This is a genomic window from Lacibacter sp. (assembly GCF_057361365.1).
In genome coordinates this window covers 100,555-115,546 of the sequence record NZ_JBMQSG010000021.1, presented here as the reverse complement: position 1 = coordinate 115,546, position 14,992 = coordinate 100,555, and the positions used below count along the sequence as shown (strand labels likewise).

Annotated in this window: 11 protein-coding genes; 10 read left to right on the top strand and 1 reads right to left on the bottom strand. The window is 40.8% G+C overall.

Going from position 1 to position 14,992, the window contains the following annotated elements:
* Positions 1-18: 18 nt before the first annotated feature.
* The 10 genes from ACO1QW_RS17875 (at position 19) to ACO1QW_RS17830 (ending at position 12,274) form a co-directional block, all read left to right on the top strand.
* Positions 19-1,131, top strand: coding sequence for an NADH-quinone oxidoreductase subunit G (locus ACO1QW_RS17875; protein WP_486260750.1), 1,113 nt, complete (start codon positions 19-21; stop codon positions 1,129-1,131).
* Between the two features lie 5 nt (positions 1,132-1,136).
* Positions 1,137-2,189, top strand: coding sequence for an NADH-quinone oxidoreductase subunit NuoH (gene nuoH, locus ACO1QW_RS17870; protein WP_486260749.1), 1,053 nt, complete (start codon positions 1,137-1,139; stop codon positions 2,187-2,189).
* A 104-nt stretch (positions 2,190-2,293) separates the two neighbouring features.
* Positions 2,294-2,860: an NADH-quinone oxidoreductase subunit NuoI gene (gene nuoI, locus ACO1QW_RS17865; protein ID WP_486260748.1), complete on the top strand. Its 567-nt coding sequence runs from the start codon at positions 2,294-2,296 to the stop codon at positions 2,858-2,860.
* A gap of 1 nt (position 2,861) precedes the next feature.
* Positions 2,862-3,365, top strand: coding sequence for an NADH-quinone oxidoreductase subunit J family protein (locus tag ACO1QW_RS17860; RefSeq protein ID WP_486260747.1), 504 nt, complete (start codon positions 2,862-2,864; stop codon positions 3,363-3,365).
* Between the two features lie 85 nt (positions 3,366-3,450).
* Positions 3,451-3,786, top strand: a complete 336-nt coding sequence (gene nuoK / locus ACO1QW_RS17855) for an NADH-quinone oxidoreductase subunit NuoK (protein WP_486260746.1) — start codon at positions 3,451-3,453, stop codon at positions 3,784-3,786.
* A 66-nt stretch (positions 3,787-3,852) separates the two neighbouring features.
* Positions 3,853-5,766: an NADH-quinone oxidoreductase subunit L gene (nuoL, locus tag ACO1QW_RS17850; protein ID WP_486260745.1), complete on the top strand. Its 1,914-nt coding sequence runs from the start codon at positions 3,853-3,855 to the stop codon at positions 5,764-5,766.
* A gap of 18 nt (positions 5,767-5,784) precedes the next feature.
* Positions 5,785-7,221, top strand: coding sequence for a complex I subunit 4 family protein (locus ACO1QW_RS17845; protein ID WP_486260744.1), 1,437 nt, complete (start codon positions 5,785-5,787; stop codon positions 7,219-7,221).
* 18 nt (positions 7,222-7,239) lie between these two features.
* The gene (locus ACO1QW_RS17840) at positions 7,240-8,619 is read left to right on the top strand and encodes an NADH-quinone oxidoreductase subunit N (protein WP_486260743.1); all 1,380 of its coding nucleotides are present in this window, start codon (positions 7,240-7,242) and stop codon (positions 8,617-8,619) included.
* A 154-nt stretch (positions 8,620-8,773) separates the two neighbouring features.
* Positions 8,774-10,051, top strand: a complete 1,278-nt coding sequence (locus ACO1QW_RS17835; RefSeq protein WP_486260742.1) for an ABC transporter permease — start codon at positions 8,774-8,776, stop codon at positions 10,049-10,051.
* A gap of 303 nt (positions 10,052-10,354) precedes the next feature.
* Positions 10,355-12,274: an SPFH domain-containing protein gene (locus ACO1QW_RS17830; protein WP_486260741.1), complete on the top strand. Its 1,920-nt coding sequence runs from the start codon at positions 10,355-10,357 to the stop codon at positions 12,272-12,274.
* Between the two features lie 63 nt (positions 12,275-12,337).
* Here ACO1QW_RS17830 and ACO1QW_RS17825 read toward each other — a convergent pair whose 3' ends face one another.
* Entirely contained in the window at positions 12,338-14,899 is a 2,562-nt protein-coding gene (locus tag ACO1QW_RS17825) for a zinc-dependent metalloprotease (RefSeq protein WP_486260740.1), read from the bottom strand.
* Positions 14,900-14,992 lie beyond the last annotated feature (93 nt).

Sequence of the window (14,992 nt, the reverse complement as noted above, 5' to 3'; positions counted from 1 at the left end):
AAGAACGTACTGAATTATATGGCAGACGAAAAGAAACTTTTTACAGTAACCATCGACAACATCACTGTTGAAGTGGAGCCCGGCACAACCATACTGCAGGCTGCACGAAAGGTGGGCGGCGATGTAGCGCCTCCGGCAATGTGTTACTACACAAAGCTGAAAGATAGTGGTGGTAAATGTCGTACCTGTTTAGTGGAAGTGGCCGCAGGTTCTGCAGCCGATCCACGACCAATGCCAAAATTGGTTGCAAGTTGCCGTACCAATGTAATGGACGGAATGGTGGTGAAAAATATTACCAGTGATCGTGTGATCGATGCAAGAAATGGAGTGGTTGAATTTTTATTGATCAATCATCCGCTTGATTGTCCAATTTGTGATCAAGCGGGCGAATGTCATTTGCAGGATCTTAGCTATGAACATGGTAAAGGCGCAAGTCGTTACGAGTTCAAACGCAGAACGTTTGATAAGCATGACCTCGGTCCATACATTCAATTACACATGACACGTTGCATTCTTTGCTACCGTTGTGTGTACACGGCCGACCAGGTTACGAATGAACGTAAGCACGGCATCCTGATGCGTGGTGATCATTCTGAAATTGCGACGTATATAGAGAAGAGTTTAGATAATGATTTTATCGGTAACGTAATTGATGTTTGCCCAGTAGGTGCATTAACCGATAGAACATTCCGTTTTAAAAACCGTGTATGGTTTACGAAGCCTGTGGATGCACATTGTGACTGTGATAAGTGCAGCGGTGAAGTGCAATTATGGATGCGTGGCGATGAAGTACTTCGTGTTACTGCACGTAAAGATGAATGGGGTGAAGTAAAAGATACAAGCAAAGGTGAAACCGGCTGGATCTGCAACACCTGTCGTTTTGAACGCAAAGAAATTAGCGATTGGGTGATTGAAGGCCCGTCAAATATTAATCGTCATTCGGTGATTTCTCAAGGACATTATGAAAATGGAGTGAAGCCAAATGAAACGATTAAGAAAGTAATGGGCGGAAGAGATCCGAAGTTACTGATGGATATAAAAGATGTGAGCGAAGTGAACCAGGTTGAGTTAAGTGAAATAAAAGGACCGGCAACATCGGAATCGTTTAAACAATTGAAGAAAGGAAATTAATGGATATGACTTTATTAGCAATTGATTGGGCACTGGTGCTGGAGAAAACTCTTTTCATTGGGTTCATCATCACTATTTCATTGGTGGTAGCCATGTATGCAACTTATGGCGAACGCAAGATTGCAGCTTTCATCCAGGATCGTTTAGGCCCAAACCGTGCAGGTCCCTTTGGTTTGTTGCAACCATTGGCTGATGGTTTAAAGCTGTTCATGAAAGAAGAGATCATTCCTACTTCTTCCAATAAAATATTATTCATTCTTGGCCCATCACTGGCAATGATCACAGCCATGTTAACAAGCGCTGTTATTCCATGGGGCGATAAAGTAGAATTATTCGGACGTACCATTTCCTTACAGATCGCTGATGTAAATATTGGTATTCTGTATGTGTTTGGTATTTTGAGTTTAGGTGTGTATGGTATTATGATCGGATCATGGGCGAGTAATAATAAGTTTTCGTTGATGGGTGGTTTGCGTGCAGCTTCACAGATCATTTCGTATGAACTGGCGATGGGTATTGCATTGATCGCATTGATCATGATCACAGGAACACTTAGCCTCGGCGACATGGTGAAACAACAACAAACAGGTTACTGGAACTTTTTTGTTCAACCACTAGGCTTCTTTATTTTCTTAGTGTGTGCCTTTGCTGAATGTAACCGTACGCCGTTCGACTTAGCTGAAGCAGAAAATGAATTGATCGGAGGTTACCACAGTGAGTTCTCCAGTATGAAATTGGGCTTTTATCTTTTTGCTGAATACATCAATATGTTTATCAGCAGTGCTATCATGGCAACATTGTATTTCGGTGGTTACGACATTATTCCGTTCTACGATGAAAGTGCATGGGGCTTCTCTGCAAACATTATGGCATTGCTGGGTGCAGCAGCCTTATTTGTAAAAATTCTGATTTTCATTTTCATATTCATGTGGGTACGTTGGACCATTCCAAGATTTCGTTACGATCAGTTGATGAATCTTGGCTGGAAAGGATTGATTCCGCTGGCATTATTTAATATGTTGGTGACAGCAGCAGTGATCTTGTTTTTGAAAAAATGATGAATAGAATTGTTGCAGTACAAGTGTGCGACGCAACAGCAGATGATGAAAGATCAGAAGTTGATGACAAAAAATATATTTGCAAACTTTTTTAATAAACGTTGATGCAATTAACAAACAAAGCAAAACTGGTAGACCGTAAGCCGTTGAGTATTGCAGAAAAGATTTACTTGCCTGCAATCCTCAAAGGAATGGGTATCACGTTTTCGCATATTTTTAAAAAGAAGGTAACGATTCAATACCCCGAAGAAACAAGACCATTCAGTCCTGTGTTTCGTGGTTTACATATTTTGAATCGTGATGAAGAGGGTCGTGAAAATTGTACCGCTTGCGGTTTGTGTGCAGTAGCATGTCCTGCTGAAGCTATTACAATGGATGCAGCAGAACGTTTGCCCGGTGAAGAACATTTATATCGTGAAGAAAAATATGCAGCTAAGTATGAGATCAATATGCTGCGTTGCATTTTCTGTGGTTTGTGTGAAGAGGCTTGTCCGAAAGATGCGATCTATTTAACTGAAACATTTGCGCCTGCTAATTACAGTCGTAAGAGTTTTATATATGGTAAAGACAACCTGGTTATCCCTCATCCGAAGGAAAACCCGGAAGCTTTTAACAAAGCGAAAGGATTAATTGACGAACGAAAGGCGAAAGCCAATCAACAGACTGCATAATATGAGCATTACTGAAATTCTATTCTGGTTCCTCAGTGCCTTAGCACTTGGCGGGGCGTTGATGATGGTTACCAGCAAAAACCCGGTATATAGTGTACTGTGGTTGGTTGTTGTATTCTTTGCTATTTCCGGTCATTATATTTTATTGAACGCACAGTTTCTTGCAGTGGTGAACATTATTGTGTACGCCGGTGCCATCATGGTATTGTTCCTCTTCGTGATCATGCTCATGAACATGAATGCTGATAATGAACCACAAAAAAATAAATGGTTAAAGATAGCCGGTGCTGTTGCCGGTGGAAGTTTGATGCTGGTATTTATTGCTGCATTACGCCAGGCAGAAACTTTGCAAGCACAGCAGGTAAACATGGGAGGTGAAGCTGGTTTAATTAAAACACTTGGTAAAACATTGTTTACTGATTATGTATTGCCTTTTGAAATCAGCAGCGTGTTGTTTTTGAGTGCGATGGTTGGTGCTGTTGTGATAGGGAAGAAAGGAGATTAAAAAATTAATAATTGGAAAATTTGAAGATAATCCTGAGCGAAGTCGAAGGACAAATTTTCAAATTGAAGAATTTCAAATAGTATTTATGCCGATCAATTATTATATCATTCTTGCAGTTGCGTTATTCAGCATTGGAGTAGCGGGTGTGTTAACACGCCGCAATGCGATCATTATTTTTATGTGCATTGAATTAATGCTGAATGCGGTAAACCTGTTGCTGGTTGCATTTTCAAAAATGCATTATGCCAATGCAATAGCTGTTGACCCTTCTGCAATAACAGGGACAGAAGCACAATTGTTTGTATTCTTTATTATGGTGGTGGCTGCAGCGGAGGTGAGTGTGGGACTGGCCATTATTGTGATGATGTACAGGAATATTCACAGTGTGGATGTAAACTTTTTGAACAGACTTAAACATTAATACAGAAGTACGAGCTACGAAGTACGAACGACGTACTTCCAACTTTGTACCTGGTACCTGATTATTATGAACAGTATTATCGACCTGGTTTATTTGGTTCCGTTGTTTCCGCTGATTGGATTTCTGATCAACGGGTTGGGCAGGAATAATCTCAGCAAATCGCTCAGCGGCATTATTGGCAGCGGGGTAATTCTTGCATCTTTCATTGTGAGCTTGTTGATCTTTAATGAAACAAGAGCTGAAGGTTTTACTGCTGCAACCGTAAACCTGTTTGAGTTTATTAACGTAGCCGGGCTGAATATTCCGTTTGCTTTCCAGGTTGATCAGTTGTCAGCTTTATTTCTGCTGGTAATTACTGGTGTTGGTTTTCTCATTCATGTGTACTCAACATCTTATATGCATGAAGAAGCGCCGCATCATTATGCACGCTACTTTGCTTACTTGAATTTATTTGTGTTCAGCATGTTGTTGCTGGTGTTGGGTGCTAACTATCTCATCATGTTCATTGGATGGGAAGGTGTTGGTCTTTGTTCTTATTTATTGATTGGTTATTGGTTTAAGAATACGGAATATGGCAATGCAGCACGTAAAGCCTTTGTGATGAACCGTATTGGTGATCTTGGTTTCTTACTTGGTTTATTCTTCATCATTCAGCAATTTGGATCATTAACATACACGGAAGTTTTTTCACAGGCAGCAGGAATGTTCAAGGGCGAAACAATTATTGTTGTCATCACCCTGTTGCTGTTTATTGGTGCAACCGGTAAGAGCGCACAGATTCCTTTGTATACCTGGTTGCCCGATGCGATGGCGGGTCCAACACCTGTATCTGCATTGATCCATGCTGCAACGATGGTGACTGCAGGCATTTACATGATTGCACGCAGTAACATTTTATATACGCTTGCTCCTGTTTCACAAACTGTAGTTGCAGTGATCGGTTTGGCAACAGCGATTCTTGCTGCAACAATTGCCCTCAAACAAAATGATATTAAAAAAGTACTGGCTTATTCTACAGTAAGTCAGTTGGGTTATATGTTCCTTGGTTTAGGTGTTGGAGCTTACACTGGTGCTGTGTTTCATGTAATGACTCATGCATTCTTCAAAGCCCTCTTGTTCCTTGGTGCAGGTTCTGTTATTCATGCCATGCATCATGAACAGGATATCCGTAAGATGGGTGGATTGGCAAAAAAACTTCCTACAACTCATTGGACATTCTTAGCAGGTTGTATTGCCATCGCTGGTATTCCTCCTTTCAGTGGTTTCTTTTCAAAAGATGAAATTTTAGTACATGCATTCGCAGCAAATCCTGTTTACTATGTAATTGGATTAGCAGGTGCGTTGATGACTGCTTTCTATATGTTCCGTTTATATGCAATGACCTTTAGAGGAACATTCCGCGGCACACATGAGCAGGAGCATCATTTACATGAAAGTCCCTGGCAAATGACGATGCCATTGGTGGTGTTGGCAGTATTAGCGATCGTTGCTGGTTTTGTCGGTATCCCTGAATTATTTGCAGCGGATGCGCATAAGCTTGAACATTATTTAGCACCTGTGTTCAAAGCATCAACAGACATTGCAGAAGCACATCATGTGGAACATTCAACTGAATATATTTTACTAGGTGTAAGCATTACCCTTATAGTTGTTTCCATTCTTTATGCATTGAATCGTTTCAGCAAAAAACCTAAAACAGGCGAAGCAGAAGGCTTTGGAAAAGTATTGGCCAACAAATGGTATGTAGATGAACTGTACAACAGCATCATCACAAAACCATTGAATGGCTTAGGTGCATTTACAAATCGTTTTATAGAGAAGAGTGGTATTGATGGTATTGTAAATGGTGTTGGTAAAACGGTGCAGTGGGGTGGCCGCCAATTGCGTTTAATGCAAAGCGGACAAGTAGGTTCTTATGTGTTGTGGATGGTGCTGGGTATTTTGATATTATTTGTAATTACAATTACGATCCTTAAATAAATCGGGTTAAAACTGTTTATGACTGCATTATTGTTGATATTGGTTCCGTTAATTGGTGGTCTTGTTAACTTTTTTGTGAAACAGGAAAGCCAGGCTAAGATGTGGAGTTTTGTTGTATCGCTTGTTACATTGGCTGCAATGGCTGTTAACCTGTTGATGCATGATGAAGCCGGAAGAAGCTTTACTGCTGAATGGTTACCACAACTGGGTTCTTCATTCGCTTTACAAATGGACGGCGCAAGCACATTGCTTTGTGCGTTGACTGCACTGTGTTTCCCCATCATCTTTGCTTCCACATGGAAAAGCAGTTACGCATCGCCCAATAGTTTTTATGGTTTGATGTTGCTGGCACAGGCAGGTATCACCGGTGTGTTTCTTGCAGCTGATGGATTGTTATTCTACTTCTTCTGGGAACTGGCATTGATCCCTGTTTATTTCCTCTGTAGCAAATGGGGTGGCGAAAAACGTATTGCGGTTACTTTTAAATTCTTCATTTATACATTCATTGGTTCATTGTTGATGCTCGTTGGTTTGTTGTACATGTATTATCAAACAGCCGATGCATCATTCTCCATGCAATCATTGTATGCAGTGAAATTGAGCGGCGATCAACAGTCGTGGTTATTCTGGTTATTCTTTATTGCATTCGCTGTAAAGATGCCGGTGTTTCCTTTTCATACATGGCAGCCGGATACATACGAACAATCTCCAACAGCTGTAACAATGGTGTTGAGTGCTTTGATGGTGAAGATGGGTTTGTTTGCAGTTATCCGCTGGTTATTGCCTTTGTTCCCCGATGCTGTTGTGCAGTTTGATAATGTAGTGATTGGTTTAAGTGTGATTGGTATGATCTACGCAAGTATTCTTGCCATGCAGCAGGATGATATTAAACGTTTGATCGCTTATTCTTCTATCGCACATATCGGTTTAATGGCTGCCGCACTTTTTGTGAGAAACGAAAGCGGCTTACAAGGTGCTATGATCCAGTTGTTCAGTCATGGTGTGAATGTGTTAGGTATGTGGATCGTGATTGAATTGATTGAACGCAGGTTTGGTACTCGTAAGATGAGTGAGTTGGGTGGACTTGCACAAAAAGCTCCGGGCTTAACTATTCTGTTGGTGATTGTTGCATTAGCAAACGTGGCATTACCATTGACCAATGCGTTCATTGGAGAATTCTTAATGTTCAATGGCTTGTTCAAATTCAATGTTTGGTATGCTGCAGTTGGCGGATTGAGCATTATCCTTAGTGCGATCTACACACTGCGTATGATCCAGAAAGTATTTTACGGAAACGAAAACACATTAACAGCAACAGGAGAAGATATCAACTGGTTTGAAAAAGCAAGTCTGGCTGTAATTGTTGTGGCCATATTTGTAATGGGAGTTTATCCCAAACCTGTATTTGAATTAACAACAGATACGGTAACCATGCTACTTAGTGTGTTTAAATAATTTATTCAACGAAGAACGATGAACCTTATTTTAATTTCGGCGATTTGGGGTATTGTGATGATGTTCAGCGGTTTGTTTCTCAAGAGCAAATCGTCTGCTAAAACTGTTGCATTGATTGGATCGATCGCTTTACTTATTGGTAACTTTTTTGATCTGTCCGGTAAAATGATCATCGACAGCAACTTCAACGGTATGCTGCAATATGAACGTTTTGGTTTGTTGTTCTTAACTGTTCTCGTTCTTGCTCTCATCATGTACATCCTTCTCAGCGGGAAAGATGTGGAAGCGGTAGGTAATCACACGTATGAATATTTTGCGTTGATCTTTTTTGTCATGAGTGGCGCAGGATTAGTAGCGTTGTTCAACAACCTGCTTATCCTCTTCATTGGCATTGAAATCATTTCTATTCCTCTCTATATTTTAACCGGTTCTGATAAGCGTAACCTCAAGGGTAATGAAGCTGCATTGAAGTATTTCCTCATGGGATCTTTCTCAACCGGTATTATGCTCATGGGCATTGCGTTTCTGTATGGTGCAACAGGTTCTTTCCAACTGGAACAATTGATGCTGCAGCCGCAGGACGATTATAAAATATTCATGCTGATCGGTATTGTGATGATCATGGTAGCGCTTGCGTTTAAAGTGTCGGCAGCTCCATTCCATTTCTGGACGCCTGATGTGTACGATGGTGCGCCAACAGTATTTACTTCATTCATGGCAACTATTGTTAAAGCTGCGGTGTTCATAGGCTTCCTTAACCTGTTTGCAAATGCATTTGGTAATAAAGGTGAGCAATGGAAACTTACCATTGCCATCATTACAGCATTAACATTATTCATTGGAAATATTACAGCAGTTTACCAGCAAAGTGTAAAGCGCATGCTTGCTTATTCAAGTATTGCACAAGCCGGTTTTATGTTATTTTCAGTGTTTGCCATCAATGATATGGCCAAGCAAGGTTTACTACTCTATGCAGCGGCGTATTGCTTTGCTACAATCGGCATCTTTGCTGTGTTGGTAAAAATGAAAGATTATACGTTTGATGGATTTAATGGACTTGCTAAAAAGCAACCATTGGTTGCTTTAGTATTGACGATATGTTTACTCTCATTGGCGGGCATTCCTTTAACCGCCGGTTTCTTCGCTAAATATTTCGTGCTGGCAGCTGCGGTTAAAACAGGCACATACCTTTGGCTCGTGATTTTTGCAGTAGTTATGGCGGCAGTAAGCGTGTACTACTATTTCCGTGTTATCCAGGCCATGTACTTTAAAGAAGGGGAAGGGCAGGAGATAGCGCTCACAACACCCTTTAAAGCTTTGTTAGTGGCTGTAGCTGCAGTAGTAATTCTGCTTGGCATATTCCCAAGCTTATTACTCAACTGGCTTACCTCCTTTTAATTAGCATTTATCAGCGTTGGCCTCTCAGCGTTTTTGTTGAAACGGTAGTAGCTACGCCATTCATGGAAACAACTTGCAATTCCCAAGAGCTTTCTTAACTTCACCATTGAATGAAGTAGCTCGTAAGCTCAAGTTGCTCGTTTACATTTCAACAATGACATTCTCAGACATCTTATCATTGGCATGGCGCACCATACGTTCCAATAAGCTACGTACTGGTATTACAGTTTCCATTATTGCATTTGGTATCATGGCTCTTATTGGTATCATCACAGCCATTGAAGCAATGAATCAAAGTTTGTATGAGAACTTCTCCATACTAGGTGCTAATTCCTTCAGTATTCGTTTTAAGGAACGTAACATTCGTTTTGGTGGCGGTCCGAGAAGTGATCTCACCCGCACAAAAAAAGGAGCAAACAAGCAGCGTAACTCAAACCTCGACAGGTTTATTACGTTTGAAGAAGCCCGCAGATTTAAAGATCAATTTTCATTCCCTGCAACAGTAAGCATTTCAAAATTTGCAAGTGGCAACACTACTGTTCTTTATGAAAATGAAAAAACCAATCCCAATGTGAGGGTGATTGGTGGTGATGAAAACTATTTGCTGAACAGTGGCTACACTTTGGAGCATGGTCGTGATTTTAATAAACTCGATGTAGAGTCGGGCAGAAATGTGGTGATCATTGGTAGTGATCTTGTACGTAAGCTATTTAAAGGAAAGGGTTCAACGGCTGTTGGTAAACTTATTCGCATTGGCTCTAACCGTTATCGCATTATTGGTGTAATGAAAGAACGTGGCGCCAGTTCGTTCTTATCACTTGATAACCTTGCGTTGGTTACCTACAATAATGTGCGTCGTGTCTTCAGTAGTAGTGGAAGTTACAATATTACCATACGGGCAAATGATTTTAAACAGATGGATGCGGCAGTTGGTGAAGCAACCGGTGTGTTTCGCCAGGCACGTAAGTTAAACATTAAGGAAGCTGATAATTTTTATATCGATCGCAGTGATAGTATTGTTGAAACATTGAAGAACACGCTTCGCTTTGTAAAATATGCTGCTTACATTATTGGCGCCATTACTCTACTTGGCGCTGCTATTGGTTTAACCAATATTATGCTGGTTGCAGTAAGCGAACGCACAAGAGAAATTGGATTAGCAAAATCAATAGGAGCAAAAGGAGCAAGCATTCGCACACAATTTTTGTGGGAAAGCATCCTTATCAGTTTACTCGGTGCCTTCTTCGGAATTGTGTTGGGAATTCTTGTTGGAAATTTAGCAGCGCTCTTTTTTAAAACAGGTTTTATTGTTCCCTGGGGTTGGGCTGCAATTGGTGCCATCATTTGTTTCTTAACGGGATTGTTAGCTGGTTTATATCCTGCAAGCAAGGCATCAAAGCTCGATCCTATTACAGCCTTGCGTTACGAGTAACGAATTAGTTTTCGTTTACCATTCATCATACATGCTTTACCAGTCGTGAAAGCGTACTTTCCGTTCTCACCGGATTTTATTTCACAGTTGTAAACACTGAAATATCTTTGCTGTTCCTTTTAAAGGAATTACCCCGATGTAGTATTCACACTTTTCGTTTTCAGCTCTAACCGCTTCCCCAGTCATCTAACGTAAGTTCTTAACAAGGTGCACCAACTTACCCACAATGCTCCTGCATAGCCGCACAATGCTGTAAATCGTAATCAACAACAAGTATTTTTCAACTTTAAACCATTTTACGCTATGGACTTCGCATCATTATTTTTCGCCTATTGGTGGGTGTTAGTTATTTTTTTCTCACTCATATTTTACAAATTCGTATTACGTGTATTCTTTGGTATGGTCATCGTACCCGAAGACAAAATTGGTCTTGTAACTAAAAAGTTTGTGCTCATTGGCTCAAACCGTGAATTACCCGACGGACGCATTATTGCAACCAAAGGAGAGGCCGGTTTCCAGGCAAAAACACTAGCACCAGGTTTATACTGGTTCATGTGGCCCTGGCAGTATGGAGTAGACATGATTCCATTCACTGTTGTACCCGAAGGTAAAATTGCTCTTGTATTGAGTAAAGACGGTACAGAAATTCCTACCGGTCATATCCTTGCACGCAGGGTTGATTGTGATAATTTCCAGGATGCTCATGCATTTCTTGATCGTAATGGTCAACGTGGCCGACAAACTGCATTTATCACGGCAGGTTCTTACCGTATCAACCGTCATTTGTTTGATATAAGTATTGTTGACCAGGTAACAATCAACGAAAACATGGTGGGCATTGTTACGGCACTTGATGGTGAACCAATTCCAATTGGTTCAATTGCCGGTAAGTTTGTTGAAGGGCATAACAACTTTCAGAACTTTGATGCATTTCTTGGTAGTGGAGGTAATCGTGGTTTGCAACCGCAGGTAATATTAGCTGGTTCCTATTACATCAATCCATGGGCCTTACAAATTGAAGAAACACCAATGACCGATATTCCAATTGGTCATGTAGGTGTAGTGATCTCTTATATTGGTGAAGCAGGTAGAGATTTAACAGGTGATACTTTCAAGCACGGTAACATTGTTGAAAAAGGATTTCGTGGTGTTTGGATGGAACCATTAGGCCCTGGTAAATATCCCATCAACAAATACACAACAAAAGTTGAGTTGGTTCCCACAACCAATCTGGTATTGAACTGGGCAAATGCAAGAAGTGAAGCGCATTCACTGGATAAAAATCTGTCAACAATCACAGTTCGTTCAAAAGACGGTTTCCCTTTTAATCTCGACGTTGCACAAATCATTCATATACCAGCAACAGAAGCACCAAAAGTGATTGCACGTTTTGGTAGCATGAATAATCTTGTAAGCCAGGTGCTGGAACCAACCATTGGCAACTATTTCCGTAACAGTGCGCAGGATAGCGATGTGATCTCTTTCTTAAGCACACGTAAGGAAAGACAAACAGCAGCGAAAGAACACATTAAAGAAGTATTGGAAGAGTATAACGTAAATGCAGTGGATACATTGATCGGTGATATCGTTCCGCCGGAAGCATTGATGAAAACATTAACTGACCGAAAGATCGCACAGGAAGAAGAGAAGACATACGAAACACAACGAATGGCGCAAGAGAAACGCCAGGGTGTAGAAAAGGAAACAGCCATTGCCGACATGCAGAAAGAAATAGTAAAAGCGCAACAAAGTGTGGAGATCGCCCAACGCACTGCTGACGCAACTGTAAAGAAGGCAGAAGGTGATGCAACAAGTTTAAAGTTGAACGTAAATGCAGAAGCCGAGGCTACTAAGATGCGTGCAAACGCCGATAGTGAAGCCATTAAAATGAAAGCTGCTGCACAAGCTGAATCAACAAAGTTGAATGCTGCTGCCGATGCGGAACGTATTTCAAAAACAGGTTTGGCTGAAGCTGAAAAGATCATGGCTATTGGTAAATCAACTGCGGAAGCATACGAATTGCAGGTAAGAGCGATGGGTGGCGATAACTTTACACGTTATAAGATCACTGAAGAGATCAGCAAAGGACAGATCAAGATCATACCTGATGTATTAATCGGTGGTGGAAATGGTTCTGACGGTCCTATCAGCGGCTTACTTGGTTTAAAGCTGATGGAAATGATGGATGCAGATAAGAAGGATGAAAAAAGTAAAGAGAATTAATTAAGTCATCTAAATAAAAAAACCTCTGCAAGTGCAGAGGTTTTTTTATTGCTAAGAGAATGATTATTTATTCTCCAACACATCAGTGATACGATCACTCAGATCCTGCAAATGCAGTTTCGTCATGTTATCAGTTGTTAAAGGAAGTGCAGCTTTAATATCGTTACGCAGTGTACGTAATGTTCCTTTCAGGATTGAATAAGCATCTGTGTTTTTGATATTAAGCGAAGGCGATACCTGGAATGTAATGCCAATGCTGCCCAATGAAAGTGGCGAAGCACCACCGGGCAATAATGAGATCACACGTTCAACAAACATTTTTTGCAAATTGCGGCGATAAACATCTGTTGCTTTTCTTGTATACACTTCGCTGAAAATAGAACGACGAAGATCATCCATCACTTCTGTTGCTTTATAAGCACTGTTACCAACTGCAGCTTCTGCTTCAAACAATTTGGTCATTGTTGAAGAACTGATGATGCGGTTAAGAATTACTTCCTGCCTGTTTGCAATAACAACTTGTGGGCTAATTCCAGTACGACTGAAGATGTCGTTATTGATCAACCATGTTGGTGTTGTAAACAATTGCTGATTGAGGAAACTCATTGCTTCTTTCTGCACAGATTTTGGTGTAAACTCATATACGCCGCCATCTTGTTCAGTCATTTTTGGTGTTTCGTAAATACCACCAATATTTTTTGCAACGTGGCCCATATAACGTCCGTATTGAGATTGCACCTGGTTGTACATTTCATCTAAGCCTTCATAACTTTCATTAGGTCGCTTGGTCCATGTAAGTAGGTTTGGAAGAATGCGTTGCAGATTCTTAATGCCATACATACTTGCCTTCATAGCATCGTTACCTAAGTCTTCGTTTTGTGAACGTGGATCATCAGGATTTGTTTCAGTACCAAACCAATTACGTTTATTTTTCAAGCGCTCAGTTGTGAGTTTTTGCAATACCGGTACTTCTGCTTCTGCAGTTTTGTACTCAGGCATCCAACGATAACCCCATTCAATAGCCCATTTATCATAGTCACCAATGCGTGGAAATAATCCAACACGTGCAATATTATCTTCCGGTTGTGCTACATAGTTAAAACGTGCATAGTCCATAATTGATGGTGTATGTCCGTTTGCTTCAACCCATTTTTTATTACGAAGGCTGTCAACAGGAACAGTTGAAGAAGAACCATAGTTATGACGAAGACCTAATGTATGTCCAACTTCATGCGATGATACAAAGCGAATCAATTCACCCATCAATGCATCTTCAAATACCATTGTGCGTGAGCCTGGATCAACGGCAGCTGTTTGAATAAAATACCAGTTGCGTAATAAGCTCATTACATTATGATACCAGTTGATATGGCTTTCTAAAATTTGTCCGCTGCGTGGATCATGCACGTTTGGTCCGCTTGCATTTGCTACTTCACTTGGTTTGTAAACAATAGCGCTGAAACGTGCATCTTCCAAACTCCATGTGCTATCTTCCTGCGCAGTAGGAGCAAGTTTACCTATGATGGCATTTTTAAAACCAGCTTTTTCAAATGCAACCTGCCAATCACTTACACCTTGTATAAGATAAGGCACCCATTTTTTCGGTGTAGCTGGATCGATGTAATAAACAATTGGATTTTTTGGTTCAACCAATTCACCACGTTTATATTTTTCGATGTCTTCATCTTTTGGTTCAAGTTTCCAGCGAACAGCCATCTCAATGTCTTTCACACCTTGTGGGTTTGCATCAAAATCGGTATAGCGACGGGTAAAGTAACCAACACGTGGATCGAAGTAACGTGGCTTTGCAGGAACTTTTGGCAACAACAACATAGAGCTGTTAAGTTCTAAAGTAAAGTTTCCGCTACGGGCCTGTGTACCAAATTGACTTGCCTGCGCAGTGGGTAAAGCTGCACCACGTGCATATGTCTTTACCGTTTTTACTTCAATGTTGATGGGGTAAGATTTGATGGTGTTGATGTACGATTTATCAGATTGCACAGCACCCAATTGCAAACTTGATTTTGAACCAGTGCTGAAGAATAACACATCGTTATCACCTGCAACAAATTCTGTAACATCAATTACAGTTGAGCGTGTATTGCTGATAGAGTCTCTGCCATATGCACTAACGTTAAAGGTTTGCATAATGGGTTGAATGTTTGAATTCACCACTGCTTTATACATTCCGTTCTCATCGGTACCACGCTGATCAAAAGAAACTCTTCTTAAAAACACCCGGTTGTTTGGTCCTTTTTCAAAACGAATGACATTATTGTTTACAATGTCCCCAGCATAACCAGAGAAGCCATTACTTAAACCGGCCGCTGATTTCGAAATGCGGGTTACAACAAGAATTTCCCTGTTCAACAATGAATCAGGCAATTCAAAAAACCATTTGTCATCTAAGAAGTGTACTTTAAACAAACCTTCATCGGTTTTGGCTTTGTCGGTTATAACTTCTTTGTAAGGCCGGGGCATCGATGCACGCTGAGGTGTAGGCGTACCTGTTGGCGCTTGTGTGGGAGCACCTCCCGATGCCGGCACAGTGGGACGGTTTTGCGCCAACCCTGCGGTTAAGCTACCTGCCAGCAGCAAGGAGGCTAATGTTACATTTTTCATCATACTTTTATTGGGTTTAAAAAAATCGATTGAAATTAATTGTAATGACTCAAACAGCAGCCAAACAAAATGGGAATGGGAAATGTTAGGGTTGAG